The 19,535-nt window shown below is 57.8% G+C and carries 18 protein-coding genes, 2 tRNA genes and 1 pseudogene; 14 read left to right on the forward strand and 7 right to left on the reverse strand.

Going from position 1 to position 19,535, the window contains the following annotated elements:
- From J1N60_RS08655 to J1N60_RS08665, 3 genes are read left to right on the forward strand one after another with little or no spacing between them, the layout of a single operon-like run.
- A complete protein-coding gene (locus J1N60_RS08655) occupies positions 1-1,587 on the forward strand; it encodes an electron transfer flavoprotein subunit alpha/FixB family protein (protein WP_312912310.1) in 1,587 nt (528 codons plus the stop codon).
- Entirely contained in the window at positions 1,584-3,269 is a 1,686-nt protein-coding gene (locus tag J1N60_RS08660) for an NAD(P)-binding protein (RefSeq protein ID WP_312912311.1), read from the forward strand. The genes J1N60_RS08655 and J1N60_RS08660 overlap by 4 nt, the downstream gene beginning before the upstream one ends.
- Positions 3,270-3,273: 4 nt before the next feature.
- Entirely contained in the window at positions 3,274-3,630 is a 357-nt protein-coding gene (locus J1N60_RS08665; RefSeq protein WP_312912313.1) for a DUF8055 family protein, read from the forward strand.
- 129 nt (positions 3,631-3,759) lie between these two features.
- Here the strand turns inward: J1N60_RS08665 and J1N60_RS08670 are convergent, their stop codons facing one another.
- Complete coding sequence (locus J1N60_RS08670) at positions 3,760-4,200, reverse strand: hypothetical protein (RefSeq protein ID WP_312912315.1); 441 nt, start codon at positions 4,198-4,200, stop codon at positions 3,760-3,762.
- Between the two features lie 194 nt (positions 4,201-4,394).
- Here J1N60_RS08670 and J1N60_RS08675 point away from each other — a divergent pair, with 194 nt between their 5' ends.
- Positions 4,395-5,126, forward strand: coding sequence for a GNAT family N-acetyltransferase (locus tag J1N60_RS08675; protein WP_312912317.1), 732 nt, complete (start codon positions 4,395-4,397; stop codon positions 5,124-5,126).
- Between the two features lie 39 nt (positions 5,127-5,165).
- Here the strand turns inward: J1N60_RS08675 and J1N60_RS08680 are convergent, their stop codons facing one another.
- Positions 5,166-5,582: a DUF2267 domain-containing protein gene (locus J1N60_RS08680; protein WP_312912319.1), complete on the reverse strand. Its 417-nt coding sequence runs from the start codon at positions 5,580-5,582 to the stop codon at positions 5,166-5,168.
- Between the two features lie 108 nt (positions 5,583-5,690).
- Between J1N60_RS08680 and J1N60_RS08685 the strand changes: the two genes are divergently transcribed.
- A complete protein-coding gene (locus J1N60_RS08685; protein WP_312912321.1) occupies positions 5,691-6,869 on the forward strand; it encodes a redox-regulated ATPase YchF in 1,179 nt (392 codons plus the stop codon).
- Positions 6,870-6,889: 20 nt separating this feature from the next.
- Here the strand turns inward: J1N60_RS08685 and J1N60_RS08690 are convergent, their stop codons facing one another.
- Together J1N60_RS08690 and J1N60_RS20630 are read right to left on the reverse strand one after the other, a co-directional pair.
- Entirely contained in the window at positions 6,890-7,030 is a 141-nt protein-coding gene (locus tag J1N60_RS08690) for a hypothetical protein (protein ID WP_312912322.1), read from the reverse strand.
- A 133-nt stretch (positions 7,031-7,163) separates the two neighbouring features.
- Positions 7,164-7,543, reverse strand: a pseudogene (locus J1N60_RS20630) (type II toxin-antitoxin system death-on-curing family toxin); the annotation flags it as partial.
- Between the two features lie 233 nt (positions 7,544-7,776).
- Between J1N60_RS20630 and J1N60_RS08700 the strand changes: the two are divergent.
- Entirely contained in the window at positions 7,777-8,241 is a 465-nt protein-coding gene (locus J1N60_RS08700) for an ester cyclase (RefSeq protein ID WP_312912323.1), read from the forward strand.
- A 73-nt stretch (positions 8,242-8,314) separates the two neighbouring features.
- Here the strand turns inward: J1N60_RS08700 and J1N60_RS08705 are convergent, their stop codons facing one another.
- Positions 8,315-8,530 (reverse strand): hypothetical protein, encoded by a 216-nt coding sequence (locus tag J1N60_RS08705; protein ID WP_254159995.1) that lies wholly within the window; start codon positions 8,528-8,530, stop codon positions 8,315-8,317.
- A 78-nt stretch (positions 8,531-8,608) separates the two neighbouring features.
- Between J1N60_RS08705 and J1N60_RS08710 the strand changes: the two genes are divergently transcribed.
- The 3 genes from J1N60_RS08710 to J1N60_RS08720 all read left to right on the forward strand — a co-directional run bounded on the left by J1N60_RS08710 (position 8,609) and on the right by J1N60_RS08720 (position 12,838).
- Positions 8,609-9,394 (forward strand): hypothetical protein, encoded by a 786-nt coding sequence (locus tag J1N60_RS08710; RefSeq protein ID WP_312912325.1) that lies wholly within the window; start codon positions 8,609-8,611, stop codon positions 9,392-9,394.
- A 30-nt stretch (positions 9,395-9,424) separates the two neighbouring features.
- Positions 9,425-9,506 (forward strand) — tRNA-Ser (locus J1N60_RS08715).
- 2,735 nt (positions 9,507-12,241) lie between these two features.
- Positions 12,242-12,838, forward strand: coding sequence for a site-specific integrase (locus J1N60_RS08720; protein ID WP_312912326.1), 597 nt, complete (start codon positions 12,242-12,244; stop codon positions 12,836-12,838).
- 780 nt (positions 12,839-13,618) lie between these two features.
- Here J1N60_RS08720 and J1N60_RS08725 read toward each other — a convergent pair.
- Both J1N60_RS08725 and J1N60_RS08730 read right to left on the reverse strand, forming a co-directional pair.
- Complete coding sequence (locus tag J1N60_RS08725) at positions 13,619-14,224, reverse strand: HNH endonuclease (RefSeq protein ID WP_312912327.1); 606 nt, start codon at positions 14,222-14,224, stop codon at positions 13,619-13,621.
- 160 nt (positions 14,225-14,384) lie between these two features.
- Positions 14,385-15,542 carry a tyrosine-type recombinase/integrase gene (locus tag J1N60_RS08730; protein ID WP_312912329.1) on the reverse strand — a complete coding sequence of 386 codons (1,158 nt, stop codon included), beginning with the start codon at positions 15,540-15,542 and terminating at the stop codon, positions 14,385-14,387.
- Between the two features lie 182 nt (positions 15,543-15,724).
- Here J1N60_RS08730 and J1N60_RS08735 point away from each other — a divergent pair.
- The 5 genes from J1N60_RS08735 (at position 15,725) to J1N60_RS08755 (ending at position 19,466) form a co-directional block, all read left to right on the forward strand.
- Positions 15,725-15,803 (forward strand) — tRNA-Ser (locus J1N60_RS08735).
- A gap of 414 nt (positions 15,804-16,217) precedes the next feature.
- Positions 16,218-16,712, forward strand: coding sequence for a YciE/YciF ferroxidase family protein (locus J1N60_RS08740; RefSeq protein ID WP_312912331.1), 495 nt, complete (start codon positions 16,218-16,220; stop codon positions 16,710-16,712).
- Positions 16,713-16,836: 124 nt separating this feature from the next.
- Positions 16,837-17,631, forward strand: coding sequence for an enoyl-CoA hydratase/isomerase family protein (locus J1N60_RS08745; RefSeq protein WP_312912333.1), 795 nt, complete (start codon positions 16,837-16,839; stop codon positions 17,629-17,631).
- Between the two features lie 56 nt (positions 17,632-17,687).
- Entirely contained in the window at positions 17,688-18,692 is a 1,005-nt protein-coding gene (locus J1N60_RS08750; protein WP_312912335.1) for a D-2-hydroxyacid dehydrogenase, read from the forward strand.
- A 75-nt stretch (positions 18,693-18,767) separates the two neighbouring features.
- Positions 18,768-19,466, forward strand: a complete 699-nt coding sequence (locus J1N60_RS08755) for an MBL fold metallo-hydrolase (RefSeq protein ID WP_312912337.1) — start codon at positions 18,768-18,770, stop codon at positions 19,464-19,466.
- Positions 19,467-19,535 lie beyond the last annotated feature (69 nt).

Genomic DNA, 19,535 nt, shown 5'->3' on the forward strand with positions numbered 1-19,535 from the left:
ATGACACTGGATCCGGACGAGTACACGGTAGACGAACTACGCGACGAACTGGACGCGGTCGACGACCTCGAGACGGTCCAGTCGGTCCTCGAGGCCGAACAGACCGGGCAGAACCGGAAGACGGCCCGTGAGGTAATCGAGCGACGCCTCGAGGTACTCGGCGAAGACGCCGGGACCGAAACCGACGACGAGACCGAGGGCGAGTACGAGGAGACGCGGGAGGACGTCGGCGAGGATGCCGAAGGAGAGGAAGTAGCGACGGAGTCGGAGTCTGACGAGACGACTGAGGCCGTGGACGAAACGGCGGATGAGGACGAAGCGGAAGAACCGGAAGACGAGGAGGAAGAAGACGACGGACTCTCCCACCCAACTCGAGACAAAAAGCACGTCCGCGCGCTCCAGGGTGGCACCTACCGTGACATGTGGGTGTTCTGTGAGACCCAGCAGGGCGAACTGCTCGACGTCTCGAAGGAGATGCTCGGGAAGGCCCGAGAGCTGATGGACGACTACGCCGAGGAGTACGAGGAAGAGAACGTCGTCGCCTTTCTCATGGGCGACGACTGTCGGAACCTGGCCGAGGAGGCCATCGCCTACGGGGCCGACGTCGCCGTCTACCACGAGGACGACCGTCTGGAGCGCTTCCTGCACACGCCGTTCACCCGGATCACGGCGCACATGGCCCGCGGGCAGGGGACGGACGACAGTACGGACTGGCGCGACTACGACGAACCGCGCTACGCCCTCTACCCGGCGACGAACAACGGCCGAGACCTCTCGGCGCTCGTCCAGGGCGAACTCGACTCGGGACTGGCCTCCGACTGCTCGGACCTCTTCATCGAACCCGAGGAGATTTCGAACCCGGTCAAGACCGGCGAGCCCGGCGTCAAGAAGACGTTCGAGCGTGTCCTCCACATGAAGCGCCCGGACTTCTCGGGCTTCGAGTACTCGACCATCCTCTGTCTGGACAACCCCGACCGGGACTTCCACCCGCAGGGTGCCTCCGTGATTCCGGGGACCTTCGACGTCCCCGAACCCGACTACGACCGCGACGGGCTCGTCGTCGAACACGAGATGGAGCTCGAGGACGAGTGGTTCAGCGTCGAAATCACCGAATACGACACGCTCGAGGGCGGTGTCGACCTCACGGGCCACGAGGTCGTCGTCTGTCTCGGACGCGGAATTGGGGACGACCCAACCCGCGGGATGGAACTCGGGCTCGAACTGGCCGACGCTTTCGAGGACGCCGCCCTGGGAATCACCCGAGGAATCGTCACCTCCTCCTACCAGTTCGAGGGTCACGTCGAGCAGTACTCGAAAGAAGAGCGTCAGATCGGCGAGACGGGGCAGGTCGTCGCGCCGCCGCTGTACATCGCCGCCGGCGTCTCCGGTGCGGTCCAGCACAAGGTCGGCATGGACGAGTCGGACACCATCGTCGCCATCAACACCGATCCGGAGGCGACGATCAGGGACTTCAGTGACTACTTCATCGAGGGCGACCTCTTCGAGGTGCTGCCGCGGCTCACCGAGGCAGTGAAGTCCGGAGAGTTACCGATGGAGGCCGCGACCGACGGAGGTGAGGCGGAATGAGCGCCAGCGAAGGCGGCGAGTACGAACACTACGAAGCCATCGTCGTCGGCTGTGGCCCCGGCGGGGCGGCCGCGGCGGCGCGACTGGCTCAACACGGCATCGAGACGCTCGTCTTAGAGCGCGGCGTCGAGGCCGGCTCGAAGAACGTCTCCGGCGGCCTCATCTACGCCGAGGAGTCCGCGCCGTACACGATCGACGACTTCTTCCCGAACTTCCGGGAGGAAGCGGCCGAACGGCCGATCACCGACTACGAGATCCACAACATCGCCGGTCGGAAGGTCAAGTCCTACGACCTGACCGACCTCCACGAGCACGACACCGAGTGGTGTGACGCCGTCCTCCGACGTCGGATGGACGGCTGGCTCGAGGACCGGGTCCACGAACTGACGAGCGAAACCGGCGGCGGGCTGTTGACCGACGTACGCGTCAACGGCCTGCTGCGGGAGAACGGCGAGATCGTGGGCGTCACCTGCGACGAACTCGATCCCATCACGGCCGACTTCATCGTCGCCGCCGACGGCGCCAACTCCGAACTCGCGCGCGACGCAGGGCTGATGGACTGGGAGGAGCCCGACGAGTGGTTCCAGGGCGTCAAGGCCGTTGTCGAGATGGATCCCGAGGTCATCAACGACCGCTTCGACATCGAGGAGGGCGAGGGCGTCGCCCACCTCTTCTCGGGCGACCTCTTCGAGGACGTCCGCGGCGGCGGCTTCCTCTACACCAACGAGGACACCCTCTCGATCGGGACCGTCTTCCACCTGGACAGCCTCGTCGCCGAGCAGGCCGAGCCACACGAACTGCTCGACGCCCTGCTCACTCACCCGCTGCTCGCCCAGTGGCTCGACGAGGAGTACGTCGAACTCGAGTACGGCGCGAAACTCGTTCCCGACTCGAAGAAGGTCGCCCACCGCGAGCCCTACAGCGACCGGCTCGTGCTCGTCGGCGACGCCGGCGGCCAGATGCAGGCCCAGGGGCCGATCATCAAGGGAATGAACCACGCGGTCACCGCGGGCGCGCTCGCGGCTGACGCCCACGCGGTCACCCGCGGAAACGCCGACGCCGAGTCGGCCGGGCGACGGTACACCACGATGCTCGAGCAGTCGGGTACGATGGGCAAACTCCGCCCGCGGCGCTACGAGATGACGAGTCCCGTCGGCGAACACGGCCTCGTGACGCGGGCGATCGAGGGCATCCTGGGCTCGTCGGTCGGCTCTGCCGCTATCGGGAATCGCCTCTCGAACCGGCTGCTCGAGAAGGCCTACAACTCCCCGACGCTCGTCGGGATGCTCCCCGACACGGAGACGGGCTACACCACCTTACCGTCGATCATCGGGGAAAAGCAGGGGCGGACGATCCACTGGGACAACGAGGTCGAACCGCCGACGCTGGAAGAGCGCATCGGCGATCTGACCTACGACACGGACGTCGGCAATCCGCACATCCGCTTGCGCGACAACTCAGTCGAGGCGAGCGGGGCTGCGGTCTACGCCTGCCCGGTCAGTGCCGAGGACTTCGGCGGCGGCTGTTACCGCTCGGAAACCGTCAAGACCAACGGCGGCGAGGAGACGGTCGTCAGCCTCGACACCCAGCCCTGCGTCGAGTGTGGCACGTGTGCCATCGTCGCCGACACCGAGTGGGAACACCCCCGCGGCGGGAAGGGCGTCGAGTTCCGGCAGGGGTAGCTAAATGAGTCGGTACGGCCCCCGGATCGCGGCCCTCGAGCGCCGGGCCGAACGCGACCGCGAGGCGTTCGACCCGGCGGCTGCCACGGTCGCAGACGGACGGCAGTACCTTCGGGATGGGGCCGGACAGGCAATCTGGCTCTACGTCGAGGCGCGAACGGGTGGCCGAATGGTCCCGTTTTCGGAACCGGAGTTGACCGCCCTGCGGACGTCGATGAACGGCTGGCTCGAGCTATACGCCCGCTGTCACGGCGTCGAACTCGAGGCCGACTTCACCGTTCGCGAAGCCGCGGAAGTGTTGCTCGAGACGCGAAACGTCTTCGACACGGCGCAGTTGTTGACGCGGGTTCCGGAGCGGTAAGGGCGCCACCGTTGGAATCGACCGGGAAATCACTATAGCGGAATCAGGAGACCGACCCACGCTCCACTATCGGGGTCCGGGATCGTCGAAAACGGACAACTGTCAGCGAAGCGGTTCGCTCCCCGTCCGTTACGATGCTCGCGTGGCGACCGTCGTCGACTCAGCCGTCTCCTCGAGCACGCGGTGGGCGTAGAAGGCCACGGAGAAGTCCTGCGGGGAGGGGATCGAACACGCCAGCCAGCCGACGAGGATGGCGGCGACGGCCGGATGCGAACTTGGAAACACGGTTGCGAGAACCAGTGCTGGCACCGCGAGTACGAAGGGGATCATTGCTGCGGTCCGAAGCTGCCAGGGGGGTTCGTCCCCGGTCGGCCGGGGGTGCACGGCCGCCCAGGGACAGCTCGCCAGGGCGGCGAGGACGCCGTCGCGTCGGTCGGGGAAGTACACGACGTCGTAGTCGATGCCGGCGAGTCGAAGCACCAGGGCGTGGGCCCACTCGTGGGCGACCAGGCCGAGCAGTACCGTTATCGGGAGGGCGATTCCAGCAACCAGTAGATCGATTCCGTTCATTCGTCGTTTGCGCTCGTATCGGTCTCTCACGAACGGGTTATCAATCCGTCGGTCCGACCGACTCACGCACTCGAGGATTCGAGTCGGGGGAGAAACCGTTCGGGGTGGATAGTTTGCGACTTGAAGTAGGCACCACCCGACGATGCGCTCGACCGTGAACAACGGTTAAGTATACTGGTGCGTTATAGCATGGCATGACGTTCGCCGAAGAGATCGAATTCGGGCACGAGGACCGCAAGCGAATCTACGAGTACGTCGAGCGCCACGGGGCGGTCCACCCCGACGACGCCCAGGAGCGCCTCCGGATCGATCCCGGCGGTTTCCGCCACCACGTCGCCATCCTCAAACGCGACGGCCGGCTCGAGGACCGCAACGGTCGCCTGCAGGTGGCGATCGACGCGGGTGCCGAAGAGGAGTATCAGAGCGACGACCTCGAGTTCCACATTCGTCCTGCTCGCCAGGACGACCTCGCGGGAATCGTCGGCGCGATTCGGCAGGTCGCCGAGGAGCGAACCTACATCGTCGCCGAGAGCGTCGCCGACGAGGTCGACCACCAGAACGCCCTGCTCCGGCACAACGAAATCGAGTCCCGGATGTTCTTCGTCGCGACCGTCGGCGACGAGGTCGTCGGCTGGGTCCACCTCCACGCGCCCGAACTCGAGAAACTGAGCCACACGGCCGAACTCACGGTCGGGGTCATCGAGGAGTATCGCGGGAACGGAATCGGCTCGCACCTCCTCTCGCGCGGACTCGAGTGGGCCGGCGCCAATGCCTACGAGAAAGTGTACAACAGCGTCCCCTCGAGCAACGAGGACGCCATCGCGTTCCTCGAGAGACACGGCTGGGAGGTCGAAGCGGTTCGGGAGGACCACTACAAGCTCGAGGGCGAGTACGTCGACGAAGTGATGATGGCTCTCGAGCTGTAGCCCCCGGCCCGGACCGATTTTGCGGCGCCGTTCTCCTGATTATTCCGAGTCCGGACCCGCCGTCGCCTCCGTCTCCTGCAACGCGAAGAGGTCGTCGTACTCGTCCGGTAGCTGGGACTTGAGTTCGGTCATTACGCTCCCCGTTACCGCCTCGTCGAGTACCTCCATCACGACCCGCGAGCGGTACGCGACGTCCTCGTAGTCGTCCCCGCCGAGGCTCTCTCGCTCGGCGACGCGCTCGACGAACGTTTCCAGGTCGAACCGCTCCACGTCGTCGACATTCTCGAGGTGGCGTCCCAGTTCCTCCGGGAGTTGTCCGGCGAGGTTCTCCGCCTCGCCGGGCTGGATGCGCTCGCTGAGGGTCTCGAGCGTCGCTCGCGTGGTGCTGAGGGCGGCTTCCCGGGAGTCGAGCTGTGCACGGTGTTGAACCTCGCCGATGAGTTCGTCGTACTGCATAGTCGCGGGTTGGACGGTGGTTCAATTCAGCGTACACCCTTCATCTGAAGGCCAGTAACTGACTCCGCGAACCGAAAGACAGTTTTCCCGATCCCGGCAACGGACGGTATGCTCTCGATCGCGCTTGCCGGGAAGCCCAACGCCGGCAAGTCCACGTTCTACACCGCGGCGACGATGGCCGACGTCGACGTCGCGAACTACCCGTTCACAACGATCGACGCCAATCGCGGGGTCAGTTACGTCCGCACCGAGTGCCCCTGTCTCGAGCGTGAGGAACGCTGCGGGAACGAGAACTGCCACGACGGCAAGCGCTACGTCCCCATCGAACTGCTCGACGTTGCGGGACTCGTTCCCGGAGCCCATGAGGGGAAGGGCCTGGGCAACCAGTTCCTCGACGAACTGACCAACGCCGACGTGATCGTCAACGTGATCGACGCCTCCGGCGGGACCAACGAGAAGGGCGAACCCGTCGACATCGGGAGCCACGACCCGCTCGAGGACATCGACTTCGTCGAGACGGAGATGGATATGTGGCTCGCCGGCATCGTCGAGCGTAACTGGGAGAGTGTCGAGCGCAAGTCCCGCTCGCCCGACTTCGACTTAGACGAGGTGCTGGGGGACATGATGTCGGGCTTCGGCGCCTCGCCCACCGACATCGCCCGGATTCTGCGCGAACTCGAGTACCCCGCTGACCCGATCCAGTGGACCGACGACGACCGCGAGGCGCTCGCGACCGAGATCCGCCAGCGGACCAAGCCGATCGTCGTCGCGGCGAACAAGATCGACGTCGCGCCCGAGGAGAACGTCGACCGTCTGCTCGACCTCGACAAACCCGTGATCCCGACGTCGGCGGAGGGCGAGCGCGCGCTCCGGAACGCGGCCGAGGGCGGGCTGATCGATTACGACCCGGGAGACGACGACTTCGAGATCACCGGCGACGTCAGCGACGCCCAGCGCGAGGCCCTCGAGGGGCTCCAGGAGACGATGGCCCGCTGGGACGGTACGGGCGTCCAGGCCGCGTTAGACTACGCGGTCTACGAGTTGCTCGAGCACCTCACCGCCTACCCGGTTCAGGACGCCACGAAGTGGTCCGATGGGAGCGGGAACGTGCTCCCCGACGCGTTCCTCCTGGCGCAGGGATCGACGCCGGTCGACCTGGCGTACGCGGTCCACTCGGACATCGGCGACGGCTACCTCCACGCGGTCGACGCCCGCAGCTCGAGAGAGATCAGCGACAGTTACGACCTCGAGGAGGGCGACGTGATCAAGATCGTCAGTACGAACTGAGAACGCGGGAGTCGTACGCGTTACTCGTTTTCGAGCGCGTCGTAGAACTCTCGATTCGCGTCCCGGTCTGCCGCTGCCACTCGCTGGACGAGTTCTCGTCGGATGTCCTCCATCACTTCATCGAGCGGGGAACCGGACTCCGAACCTTCCTCGGTCGCCATATGTGGCGTATCGTTCCGGCTGCGGTTAATCGTTCGGGTTAGACGAGTCACCGGTTAGTTCGTCTATTCCATACCGGATGAGATCAGCACGCCATTGTTCAATCTCGTTTTCGAGGTTGATCTCGTCAGTGTTCGACCGCAGGTATTCGATGGTTTTTGCTTCGTCGACGGTCGTCTGATCAGTTCCGAACCGCCTGAGAATCGTTCTAATTTCGTCGTCGTACTCGAACTGATATCCGTTGAGAAAGTAGAATACGACCGTAGTGTTGAGCGCAGTACGTTTGTTTGCGTCGACGAACGGATGATCGCTACCAGCAGTCGCAGAAGATGAAACGCCTTCTCGTGAATTGTCCTGGGTACCGTTCCGAAGTTACCGCTCTCGACGTAGTCCAGGGCAAACTCAATATCGCCACGATTGTGGACGCCAGCGTATGTGTTAGAATACTCTGACACGATGTCGTCGTGGATGGCGATAACGTCGTCGACTGACGGGTACCAGAGCGAGTCAGCCATTTAGGTCGCAGCCGGGGTAATCCTTGCTATCAACTTTGGCCAACCAATCCTTGAACTCTCTACGACCACATCGCTAATTAGACTGCGTTTATCCGTTGTGTACACTGTCTACACTCAGATGGACTAATCAAGCTCGTCTCACGGCGTCCTGATTGGTTGACGCCGTGACCCGTAGAAAACCCTGAGACGCACGTTATACGCGCTCGAGTCCTATATCGTGTGGTGAGCTAGCTATGAACACTGCGGCAGAGAACAAGGAGATCGTTCGCCGGTACTACGAGGAGGCCTTCAACGAGGGCCGAACCGACCTGCTCGAGGAGCTAATTGCCGAGAACGTCGTCAACCACGACCCGGTCTCGGACGAGACGCTCATGCCCGAGGAGGCCAGGGGGTTCGAGGGGTTCGTCCGCCACGTCGAGGCCGCCCACGAGGCGTTCGACGGCGCGACGGTGACGATCGAGGACATGGTCGCCGAGGACGACACGGTCGCGGTACGATTCACGTTCGCGGGGACTCACGAGGGGCCATTCGCGGGATTCGAGCCCACGGGCGAGCGACTCGAGGGATCGAACATGGTCTTCATGAGATTCGAGGACGGGATGATCGTCGAGCGCTGGGAGGAGTCGGACAGCCTGGATGCCCTCCGACAACTCGGCATCGTCTCCTCGCCAGAGGATCTGGAGCCGGCGCCGGTGTGAGTGTCCAACGTTCGATTTTTGCGCGACTCGGGTCCGGTAGTGCTCGAGCGCGTACCCGAACCTCAGTTCTGCTTCACCAGTACGGGCTGCTGAGCCACCGATCCGACCGCGCGCCCAGGACGAACAGTGCAAAGACGAACGCGAAGGCGACGACGAGGGCGCCCGCGGTGGGGAGCAGGTACTCGGTGTACGACCTGACGACGTAGGTGTCAACGACGGTCCAGAGGGCGGCCGCGACCAGGCCGGCGGTCACGAGCGGAACCCCGAGACCGGAGACGACGCGATGCATGGCCGACACGACGCTCGAGAGGCGTATATAGGTTGAGGCTTCGACGGCTTCAAGGCCGGGGCGGCCCCCGTTTCGGGTATGATCGTCGTCGTTCCCGTCGACCCGCCCCACGAGGCGCTGGCTCCCGACTCGCTGCTCGAGCACGACTCGTTCGCGGCCGCGGACTGGCCGGCGTACTACCGGGCGATGGTCGCGGACGTCGTGAACGCCGTCGCCTCGAGCGGTGGCGACCTGCTGATCAACTACCGAGACGAGGAGACCCTGCTCGACGACGTGGCCGTCGACGACCCCGAGGCAGCCGTCCGGGCGATGGTGCTCGAGGCTCTCGGGGATCTCGAGAGCCTCGATGGGGACGCCGAAGTCGGCGAGGGCGCCGAAGCCGTCCGATTCGAGCGCCAGGTCGGCTCGACGCGAGCGGCCCGCGTCGGCAACACGGTGACGCACCTCCTCGAGCGCGAAGAAGTCCAGAGCGTCGGGGTGCTCGAGCCGACGGCACCCCTCGTCGGACGGACGGAAATCGACGGCGTGGCGATGTCGCTGCGTCGCAACGAGGTCGTCCTGGGCCCCTCCCAGGGCGGGGACGTGTACCTGGCGGCGTTCACGGAACCGATCGACTTCACGGACGCCTTCGCGGAGCCGGCGGTGTCGACGCTGACGACTCGAGCGAACGACGCCGGCCTGGGGGTTGGGTTCGCGCCGCGGGTGCCGACGGTAACGGATCGTCGAGGACTCGTCGGGACGGCTGCCGAGGCTCGAGCCCGGCGGGTGGCGGGTCGAGTTGTGCCGGAGCAGACGCTTTCGGTCCTCGAGGGTGACACCGACACCGACGCCGACACCGACATCGACACCGACAACGCTTTTTGAGTCGGTCGAAAAGGACGACGTGCAGCTTGAGGTGAGGTGGCAGAGCGGCCCAACGCGCCTGCCTTGAAAGCAGGTGGCGCAAGCCTCATGGGTTCAAATCCCATCCTCACCGCTTCTGTTGCGATTTTGTTGATTAGTAACATCACCATGTCACACTCGTATCGCTCTCACCTCTACAGGATTGACCTACAGTGATAAATCCATGCCACGATGGTCCACGGCTAATCGAAGTAACATTGAACCATGTGGTAACCCTTTGACCCCATGACAGATTAGACCAATACAATGAATCAACCAAAGTGGAAAATCAGTGATCGTCACCACTCGAGATCTACGTAGTAGTCACGCCTTCTGTCTGAGAGGCAGTGATACCCCTCTAAGCAGATCCATCTAACAGTGAGTGATTAAAAACGTACTACCTGAAAAGCCCACAGCCAAAAGAGTAGCCCCAAAAGGAAAGAAAATTAGAAGAAAAGAAGTGGTGGTGACTGGTACAGATATTAGCGATCTTTGTGATACCATATTATTCGACGTGACATTCAGTATAGATAGAATTAACGGATAGTAGATCAGTGAAATTACCTAAATTATTACTACCACACATGACTGTACCATTTTAATACAACGGGGTTATTACATTATCCATTTTGGGACAAATACGCTCAAAGGTATTTACTAAAATAATATTCAAGATAAAAACAGGTTCCCTACCCTTCTGTCTCAGGTTCTTATCCCATGGGGAGGGAGGTCGTGTACCCCTCCACGCAAAATGCCATACACCCCTTTCCCCACCTATCTTTGATGCATAGGGTAGTGTAACAAAGTAATGGATACAAAAGATATATGTAACCTATACCTGTACACTCCCAAAGTTACATGACTGTCCTATTCCTACGTAAATATGCTTATGACGTTCGCAGAAACAGAGAAAAAGATTAGCGTACCACGACTTGACCCAGACCAAATCAGTACACCAAGTCAGCAAGAAGTACAAAATCAACTTGCTGACTGGAGGTTCACTGATATGCTCGAGAGTCAATCAGTAAACTTTGACCAGTACCTATGACGAGAGAACAATACGAGGGTACTGTCACAGTCCAATTGTGTAGCCCCTATCACCGTGCTAAGCAGCTTGTTGGTGAGACATGGACCATTCATCGTAATGTCCCTGTAACGATCACTGACGTTACTGAGGTGGATGAGAGACTCTGTAAACTCGAGTGTACTCCTCAAACAGAAGTGATCAAGACAAAGGGTGACAGGCTGATATTAGCCAAAGAAATTCAGTAATCACAGAGCACTTAGATAGTGGTTTTAGTTCCGTAACCTACCCTTTGAGTAGTGCAAACACCAATCCACAAGATCCTGATTAGTACTGTAGTATAGTCACCAATTTTCGCCCAATGAGTCAGTGATATAGTGAGCCATTAGTGTGATAATAATTATCATATTAATACCTATTACGATAATAATTTTCCGATAGAAAGACTTATTGTCTTCCATAACAGTGTTACCACTACGACGATTTTCTAAAGAGGAAAAGAAAAGGAGTTAGGGAGCCACCTCTTTGCTTCATGTAGTTGTCCCATAGTCATCTACGTCCGTAGTTGTCCTAAGTAATCTACATGGTTCAGCATCTTTGTGTTGACGGCTCACACTCAGTCTCCAGTCGTTCGATGAGAAGGCCTCTCAGCACAGCCCGTCCTTCTCATGCGCTCCACTTCCGCTTTGAGTGGTGGAGCCTTGATCCACTACGTAGAGATGGAGTTGGTTGGTGTTATTCCCTTTCTTGGTAATGAGGATAATTGGACATGGAGATGATCTTAAAGAGTGTATCTCCCTGATTGATCCACCCTCATTACCAGGAAAGGAGTGAATCCTTCAATACCATTCTCTCTACGTAGTGATGCAAGGCTACTCTCAAGGCGTTGAGTGTCGAGAGTCGGAAGGAGTTGCTATTCTCAAGGTGTTACCCACACTCTGAGCCATGAAGATACCATTGTAGGTCACTGACTCGAGAAAATCACTGGTAATCTAAACCTCTTTCAACTATGAGAGACAATGGCTTATCATAACCACCAAACCCACCTAAATTTCGAGTGAGGACTATGGGTATACTCAGATTTTCTTTCTAACACTTCTAACAGAGTCGTCAGACAATCTCATTTTCTTCTAAGTGGTTTTGATTGTCCAAGCATAGAAATTGATTGTAGGCTAATCTATGGCTCTTAGAAAGAAACGACTTCTACAAGTAATTCTCATTGACGTTTCTAACCACCATTACAAACCATGATGGATGAGGAAGATGAAAGGGGGACTATAGGGGGTTAGTAAGATGGAGTGCTGTTCATTGTATTGACTACAGCGGTAATGTATATGATTGCGGTTTCACTGTAACTGTTCCGTTCCGTTCCGTAGAACACATAGTGTTCTTACGGTACTCACTCCACAGTGTACAGATGAAACCTTTGTAGTCACAACCCTGACTTAGAGATTGGTGGTAGAGTTGCTTTCTCTGTACTGCAAGGGATTGTAGAGGAGATGGAGATGATCTTAGGATAAACAACTTCATGTAGTCCATCCCAGCAAAGGATTAGAGAGTAGTGGTGATGATCTTCTTGACGACATGGGGTTAGTGGAGATCGACGTGAGATTAGAGAGTCCAAGTCGATAGCTGTTACTAATCCAACTGAAAGGGCTGCAATCAGATACACGGTTAGACACCTTACCGTGTATGTTATATTCTATTTCCTTCTCCCAATCCCTCTATCCGTGATATAGAAAACAGAGGGATGGTGAAAGACACTTACCAAAGCACTTTTTGCACGGCAAGTTAATTATCCGTGTATGCAGATAGATGACTCAGGCAGAGAAACGAAGTGCTGGTTAGAGTATCCCAATGAGATCGACCAACTTGCTGATGCTGCAAGAGAAGCAGGATGGAAACGACGTATCGCTATCCTGTTGATGGGCAAAGTAGGGCTGCGAGCCAGTGGTGTGCTTACTGCAAACCCCAAAGGACTGTCCTACAACGACAATGGTGAGTACTGGAGTCTCACAGTCAGAGGTAAGAACACCAAAGACACTGATGGAAAAGCCACCAGAGACGCTTACGTTCCAACTGGTGTGAAAAGAGAGTTGGAAAACTACGCCAAGGAGAGGGACATAGCACCATCAGAGCCATACGTCGATGTATCAGTTGACTCTGTTAGAAGGTGGGTCAGAGAAGCAGCAGAGGAGCTTACAGAAGAATCTGAGCGGTGGGGAGACGTATCCAGCCATGACCTTAGACGTAGTTGGGCTACCTACCACTTAGTTGAACAAGAAGTGAGTCCTCGAGTCATGATGGAGATCGGTGGATGGGACAGTTACAATGCGATTGAGCCATACCTTGCTAAACCAACTCCCTCGAAAATCGGAGATGAATTGAACAGCATAAACTGAAAGACAGTAGTATTTGTTAGCCAAATAATGGCTTGTATATGTCCGTCAGCGGATTCTTTAGAGAAGTAAGTAGTTTTTCATCATTATACTACTCAAGTCGATTGTAGAGACAATTACTTGGTAATCAATATCATATTAACACCTATTACTCTTATAATTTTTCGATAGTAAGTTTTATTATTGTCTATACTATAGTACATCCTACGTCGCTGATTTCGAGAGAAAAAAGAAAAGAGAGTGGGAGTCACCTCTTTGCTCCATGTAGTTGTTGATGATGCATTTGATGTTACGACAGGTCAAATGCTTCTCTCATCCATCTACTTGACTTAGCATCTTTGTGTAGCGGCGTTCACTCCGGTTTCAGTGTTCCTCAAAGAGCCACTCTCAGCACCGCCCGTGGCTCTTGTGACGCTCCATCTGAAACGCGGAGGTGAAGCGCCTTGATCCAACTCTTAGTTGAGATTGGATTGGTTGGTGTTATTCCCCTTCTTGGTAATGAGGGTGGTTGGATATGGAGATGGTCTTAGAGAGTATATCTCCCTGGTTGGTGCATCCTCATAACAGGGAGCGAGGGGGATGAATAACCAACCCCCTTCACTCTACGCAGTGTAGAAAAGGCTTCATCATCTCATGTCGTCAGTGGAGGTGTAAGGAGTACGTTGCGTTGTTGTGGAGTACTCCTTAGGAACACTGTAAGACTGAGTGATAAGCCGTCATATATAATTCTGAACTATAAATGTGTATTAAAGCATATGTGCAGATACTACGATCGTGTTTTATTTAAATCTCTGAAGCAAGGACAAGCGACATCCATATTAAAAAGAAGCCAAATAAAACTTGGTAAATTAAATATAATGCATTAATATCCCAGAATAGTACAATAGCCATAGAGAAAGTAAGGAGGATTAGGAGGGGCACAAAGTAGTCAACAGAGTCTTTAGAAGATGGATTTTCGTTATTTGTACTGGAAGAGTTGGTCACTGTTTTAGACTCATTATTCTTAGAACTTCCATAAACATTTTCAGCAATATGTTGTAAATTTTCATCAGCGGGCCCATCACTCACTTTCCATGATTGTTTAGACGTGGATGACCGTGATGATTTTGCTGATACAGGAGTTTGATTCGTTCGTGCTCTTTCAGTCATTGGTTGCACATAATGGTCGTGCTGGTTATTATGACACTTCCAACAGAGCGTGATCAAATTTGACGGATGATCTCCGCCACCTTCGCTTTTGTGATGAACATGATGAGCGTGTAATTCAGCAGGACCATACTCACGCCCCATTATCCCACATATTTGGCAGGTGTAGTGGTCTCTCTCTTTCACGTATTCAGATATGCTATTCCAATTGTCAGCATATTGGTCTCCCCAGTTATCACTCATCTATTTACACTTACTGCCTAAACACGATTAGGTTATCTAATTAGACAATAATGTATTGTTATAAATTATTATCCACAGGAGTTATTAGAAAGACTAACTTCTGATCTTAGATAGGTGCCTGTCTCGTTGAGAAGTAAGGCACAAAGAATAGATAAAATGACTAGTTACTATCCATTCTGTCCAGAGCGTTTCTACGGTCCTCCACAGGTGCCTGATCGTATTTGAAGGTAGTGCGAGGTGATTGGTGCCGTAACTGACTTTGTGCCGCTGCAAGCCCTTCTTCTCTTGCCATATATGTTCCTACAGAGTGCCGAAGACTATACCATGTTAGAGAGCGGTTCTCCATACTAATGTTCGCTACCTCTGCTATCTTTTCGAGTACGTATTTGAGAGACGATGATCTATAGGGGTTTCCGTGACGAGTCATCCAAAGTTGGTCACTATCTACATACCTGTCATACAATTTTCTTTCTTCAAGCCAATTCTGTAACAACTCTGCTGTAGATCGACGTAGTGAGACAATCCAGTTCTCACGGTTCTTACTTGATTCTTCTTTTGGGATACGAAGAACTGCATTGTCTATGTCTACCCATTGGACTGTTGCTCTCCCTACTTCGATGGGACGTAATCCAGCATCAAGTGAGACACAGATTAGTGAAGCATATTTGAATCCCTCTGCTTCTTCAAAGTCAGAGGGTTGCACTGCTGATACTGGTCTATCAAGACGATACGAGAGGTATTCTTTCCATCGTTGTCGTTCTTCGGGCGACATAGCTGCATACGCAGGAATAGAGTCCCATTGCAGTGCTGCTTCTCTAAGCCTCTGGCGTTCATCTCTGGTAAGATAATCCTGTGGTGAGGTTCCTGTAGAGCCAGTAAAGGAGATATCTGGTTCCCATTCATCTCCTTTCCAGCGAAAGAACATCTTCAAAGATTTCTGGATGTTTGACTTGTGGCTCTCACTGTAGTCACTGTAGGCTAATTCTTGTGTATAGGCATCTGCATGGTCTGTCGTAACAGTAGTAGTGTATCCATCGTAGTTATCCCAGACCCATCGATAGAATACATCAGTATCATGAGCACGCCGTCTCACAACGTCAAAGGAATATCCCTTCGCTTTATCAGGGTCTTTCCCCAGGTGGAGCATCCACTTGATTAGTTCTTCACGGTGATGTCGGTAGTCAGTTTGTTGTTTAGTGTTCAATCGCTCTCTCGTTGGCTCAGGTATGAGGATGATCGTTCCCTCATCAGTACTGATTCTATCGTTATCTGGAGCACGTTGAGTGTCAAACGAGTGTCTCTGATCTTCTATCGCCATTAGATTAGACACCTCTGTAAAATCGCTAGACGGGTGTCTGATAACCAATTCAATCGAGCTTGGATTAGCGTCATGGTTTGGTCACTCTCTTGGTGAGAGCAAATACGAGGCGAGGTGAGATCCGGCCGATATCGTATGATATCTGTCGGATTTCGTGGGGGCACCCTACGGAGTGTCCCCACGGAGTGGCAGAGCGGCCCAACGCGCCTGCCTTGAAAGCAGGTGGCGCAAGCCTCATGGGTTCAAATCCCATCCTCACCGCTTCTACGACGAACGGACGTGAGGAGCGAAGCGTGAACGCTGGGATTTGAATCAGGGAGGTCGCGCACAGCGAGCGACGCGAGCGAGCACGTCCGACCGTGGTTCAAATCCCATCCTCACCGTTTTTGTTGCGAACACTACCGTGAGCAATAGCACGGCTCACAGGGAACGATACTGGGTTGTGCGAACGAAAGCGAGCACGTTCGACTGTGATTCGACTCGCGTCAACTCGCCAGCTCGAGACCGGCTCGTTGTTCGAGGTGTTCGATCTGAATCGGTTCTCGAGCCAGAACACCTGCTCACATATCAATACTACGAATAGTATAGTAATGAATCTCGACTCGAGCCGTCAACCTCGACCAAGTGCCGAATGCCGACCGCGACGAAGGATTTGCCTGTGAAAGCCGTCGTCCTATGAGCCACGGCGGTGTGGACAGTCACATGATCGAGAACGAGGCCGATCTGTTCGTCAGGGAACTCGCCGAACTGTACGGGATCGAACACCGACTCGAGGCGTTCCAGTCCGCCCGTGCTGGCGACGCAACCAGCGAGGACCTCGAGGACTTCTACATGGGTCACAGCGAGGCCACGACCGAACAGATCGACCGCCTCGAGCGCGTCTTCGAGGCGATCGGTGCCGATCCCGAACGTCGCGAAAGCAGCCGTTTCGAAGGGGTCGTCGAGGAACGAGAGGGACTTATCGGAGACACGGCGGATCCCACGCTGAGCGACCTCGTCGACGTCGAGACCGGACTGGCCATCGAGCGCCTCGAGATTACGAAACTCGAGACGCTGCTCGCGCTCGCGGATCGGGTCGATCTGGAGCCCGAGGCCGTGGAGATTCTGCGGACGAACAAGCAGGAAGCCGAGAACGCGGTCGACCGACTGCAGGGAATGGCGAGCGCGTAGGCTGCACGGTCGGATGCAGACGGTAGTCGGGCGTGGCTGCGACTGCGACCGCGTGCGCTTTCCCCCGGCTCGTGAGCGTTCGTAACCACCCACCTTTTTCTCGGTCTCGAGCCTCGAGACGCGTATGACCGAGACCGAGACGGACGCGATTCGGCTCGAGCGCGACGACGGAATCGCGACGATCACCGTCGACAGACCGGAGCGTCACAACGCGATGGACGAGACGGTCGCCCGAACGCTCGCCGAGACGGTGACACAGGCCGCGGAAGACGACGCGGTCCGGTGTCTCGTGCTCACTGGTACCGGCGCCGTATTCAACACGGGAGCCGACCTCTCGACGTTCGAGGGCGACGAGACCGATGCCGAGCGCCTCGAGGCCATCGCGACTCCCCTTCACGAAACCGTCTCGACGCTCGTCTCGGCGCCGAAACCGGTCGTGACGGGGGTCAATGGGGTCGTCGCCGGCGGCGGACTTGGACTCGCCCTCGCGGGTGACGTCGTCCTCGCCGCCGAAGACGCCCGGTTCGAGTACGCCTACCCGAAGATCGGCCTCTCGGGCGACGGCGGAGCGACGTGGCTCCTGCCGCGACTCGTCGGTCGGCGGACGGCTCAGCGGATCGCATTCTTGGACGAGCCAATCGACGCCGAGGAGGCCGTCGAACTGGGACTGGCGACTGAAGCCGTCGCGTCCGAGGAATTCGACGACCGCCTCGAGGCCGTCGCCTCGGAACTCGCGAGCGGTCCGACGAAGGCCTACGCGGAGATCAAGCGCCTGTTTGCGGCATCTTCGACGAACGGGATCGAGGCTCACCTCGAGGAGGAACAGGAGCGAATTACCGACCTGGCGTCGACGGCCGACTACGCGGCGGGGTTGCGCGGGTTCCTCGAGAAGGAGTCGCCGACGTTCAGGGGGGAGTGATCGAGGCAGCCTCGGCCGACCACAGGTTCAAGAGGAATCGACGTGAGGATAGCGATATGACCGAGACGGACAGCGTTCGGAGCGGCGAGGGACCGTCGATACTGGTCCTCCGCAAGGGAACGCACGGAACCCCCATCGAAGAGTACGCGAACGCACTGCGAGAACGCGTTTCGAATCCGGACGTCGAGATTACCGTCGCCAGCACGCCAGTCGAAGAACGGGAGGCGATCCGAGACGCCGAGATCGTCACCGGAATGACGATCGACGAGTCCCTCCTCGAGCACGCCGAGAACCTGGAGCTATTCGCCTGCGCCTACGCGGGTACCGGTCACCTGCCCCTCGAGACCCTTGAGGAGATGGGCGTCACGGTGACGAACGCGTCGGGCGTCCACGGCCCCAACATCGGCGAACACGTCCTGGGGGCGATCCTCTGGTTCACCCGCCGGTTCCACGTCGCGTCCCGCCGCCAGCGTCGCCGCGAGTGGCGCCACTACCAGGCCCACGAACTGCAGGGCTCGACGGTGACGGTCGTCGGCCTCGGTGCGATCGGTCGATCCGTCTGTGCGCGCCTCGAGCCGTTCGGCGTCGACGTCCAGGCCGTCCGCTACACGCCGGAGAAAGGCGGCCCGGCGGACGAAATTTACGGCTTCGACGCGGACGATTTCCACGACGCCCTCTCCCGGACCGACTACCTCGTGTTGGCGTGTCCGCTCACCGACGAGACCCGGGGGCTGGTCGACGCGGCGGCGTTCGACACCCTCCCGCCGAACGCGGTGGTGATCAACGTCGCCCGCGGCCCGGTCGTCGACACCGACGCGCTCGTCTCGGCGCTCCGTCGTAACGGCATCCGCGGGGCCTCGCTGGACGTCACGGATCCCGAACCCCTGCCGGAAGACCACCCGCTGTGGACGCTCGAGAACGTCCAGATCACTCCACACAACTCGGGGCACACACCGAAGTACTACGACCGTCTGGCCAACATCGTCGCCGGAAACGTCGAGCGGGTGCTCGAGTCGGGTTCGTACGAGGGGCTCGAGAACCAGGTGTTGCCCCGGCCGTAGCCGGACGATCGGTTCCGGGTCGTCGGTATCGACCGCAGCGACAACCCTTTTCGACTCGCTGGCCGAATGGCCGCTATGACCGTCACGTTCGACTCACTTCGTATCGACTGGCACGGTTACGCGACCGTCCGCCTCGAGGGCGAGACTGGCACCGTCGTCTACCTCGACCCCGGCCGGTACGGCGTCCTCGACGACGTCGAACCGAAAGACGGCGACCTGATTCTCGTGAGCCACGACCATCACTACGACCCCGACGGCATCCGGCGCGTCGCACACGAGGACGCCATCGTCGTGGTCCACGAGGCCGTCGACGCCGACGACATCGACCGCGTCGACGAACAACCCGAGGCCCTTCCCTACGAGGTCGAACGCGTGCGGGAGGACGAGTCGTTCGTCCTCGGCCCGCTCGACCTCTTCACGACGCCCGCGTACAACGAGCCAAACGGCCCGTACACCCGCGACGACGGCACGCCCTACCACCTCGAAGGCGAGGGCTGTGGCTTCGGCGTGACGATCGACGGCATCTGTGCGTTCTGGCCCGGCGACAGTGACGTCCTTCCGATTCACGAGAGACTCGACGTCGACCTCTTGCTCCCGCCGATCGGCGGGAGTTACACGATGGATCGCCACGACGTCGCCGACCTCGCTGAAACGATCCGGCCCGACCTCGTCCTCCCGATCCACTACGACACGTTCGAGGCGCTCGAGACCGACGCCGACGCGTTCGTGCTCGACGTAGCGAGACGTGCGGTTCCGGTCGTTCTCGACGAGTGACCGTCACGTCGAGGCAAGTCTCAGAATAACCTATAAGTTCCACAATAATTACGTCGCGCGGCTCGTACT

This window comes from Natronosalvus caseinilyticus (assembly GCF_017357105.1).
In the GTDB taxonomy this organism is placed as follows: domain Archaea; phylum Halobacteriota; class Halobacteria; order Halobacteriales; family Natrialbaceae; genus Natronosalvus; species Natronosalvus caseinilyticus.

Excerpts from the sequence above, each read along its gene's own strand:
- J1N60_RS08665 (WP_312912313.1), top strand. The coding sequence starts at position 3,274 with ATGAGTCGGTACGGCCCCCGGATCGCGGCCCTCGAGCGCCGGGCCGAA.
- J1N60_RS08705 (WP_254159995.1), bottom strand. The coding sequence starts at position 8,530 with ATGCATCGCGTCGTCTCCGGTCTCGGGGTTCCGCTCGTGACCGCCGGC.
- J1N60_RS08670 (WP_312912315.1), bottom strand. The coding sequence starts at position 4,200 with ATGAACGGAATCGATCTACTGGTTGCTGGAATCGCCCTCCCGATAACG.
- J1N60_RS08745 (WP_312912333.1), top strand. The coding sequence starts at position 16,837 with ATGACCGAGACCGAGACGGACGCGATTCGGCTCGAGCGCGACGACGGA.
- J1N60_RS08725 (WP_312912327.1), bottom strand. The coding sequence starts at position 14,224 with ATGAGTGATAACTGGGGAGACCAATATGCTGACAATTGGAATAGCATA.
- J1N60_RS08755 (WP_312912337.1), top strand. The coding sequence starts at position 18,768 with ATGACCGTCACGTTCGACTCACTTCGTATCGACTGGCACGGTTACGCG.
- J1N60_RS08690 (WP_312912322.1), bottom strand. The coding sequence starts at position 7,030 with ATGGCGACCGAGGAAGGTTCGGAGTCCGGTTCCCCGCTCGATGAAGTG.
- J1N60_RS08710 (WP_312912325.1), top strand. The coding sequence starts at position 8,609 with ATGATCGTCGTCGTTCCCGTCGACCCGCCCCACGAGGCGCTGGCTCCC.
- J1N60_RS08730 (WP_312912329.1), bottom strand. The coding sequence starts at position 15,542 with ATGGCGATAGAAGATCAGAGACACTCGTTTGACACTCAACGTGCTCCA.
- J1N60_RS08660 (WP_312912311.1), top strand. The coding sequence starts at position 1,584 with ATGAGCGCCAGCGAAGGCGGCGAGTACGAACACTACGAAGCCATCGTC.
- J1N60_RS08675 (WP_312912317.1), top strand. The coding sequence starts at position 4,395 with ATGACGTTCGCCGAAGAGATCGAATTCGGGCACGAGGACCGCAAGCGA.
- J1N60_RS08685 (WP_312912321.1), top strand. The coding sequence starts at position 5,691 with ATGCTCTCGATCGCGCTTGCCGGGAAGCCCAACGCCGGCAAGTCCACG.
- J1N60_RS08655 (WP_312912310.1), top strand. The coding sequence starts at position 1 with ATGACACTGGATCCGGACGAGTACACGGTAGACGAACTACGCGACGAA.
- J1N60_RS08700 (WP_312912323.1), top strand. The coding sequence starts at position 7,777 with ATGAACACTGCGGCAGAGAACAAGGAGATCGTTCGCCGGTACTACGAG.
- J1N60_RS08720 (WP_312912326.1), top strand. The coding sequence starts at position 12,242 with ATGCAGATAGATGACTCAGGCAGAGAAACGAAGTGCTGGTTAGAGTAT.
- J1N60_RS08680 (WP_312912319.1), bottom strand. The coding sequence starts at position 5,582 with ATGCAGTACGACGAACTCATCGGCGAGGTTCAACACCGTGCACAGCTC.
- J1N60_RS08740 (WP_312912331.1), top strand. The coding sequence starts at position 16,218 with ATGAGCCACGGCGGTGTGGACAGTCACATGATCGAGAACGAGGCCGAT.
- J1N60_RS08750 (WP_312912335.1), top strand. The coding sequence starts at position 17,688 with ATGACCGAGACGGACAGCGTTCGGAGCGGCGAGGGACCGTCGATACTG.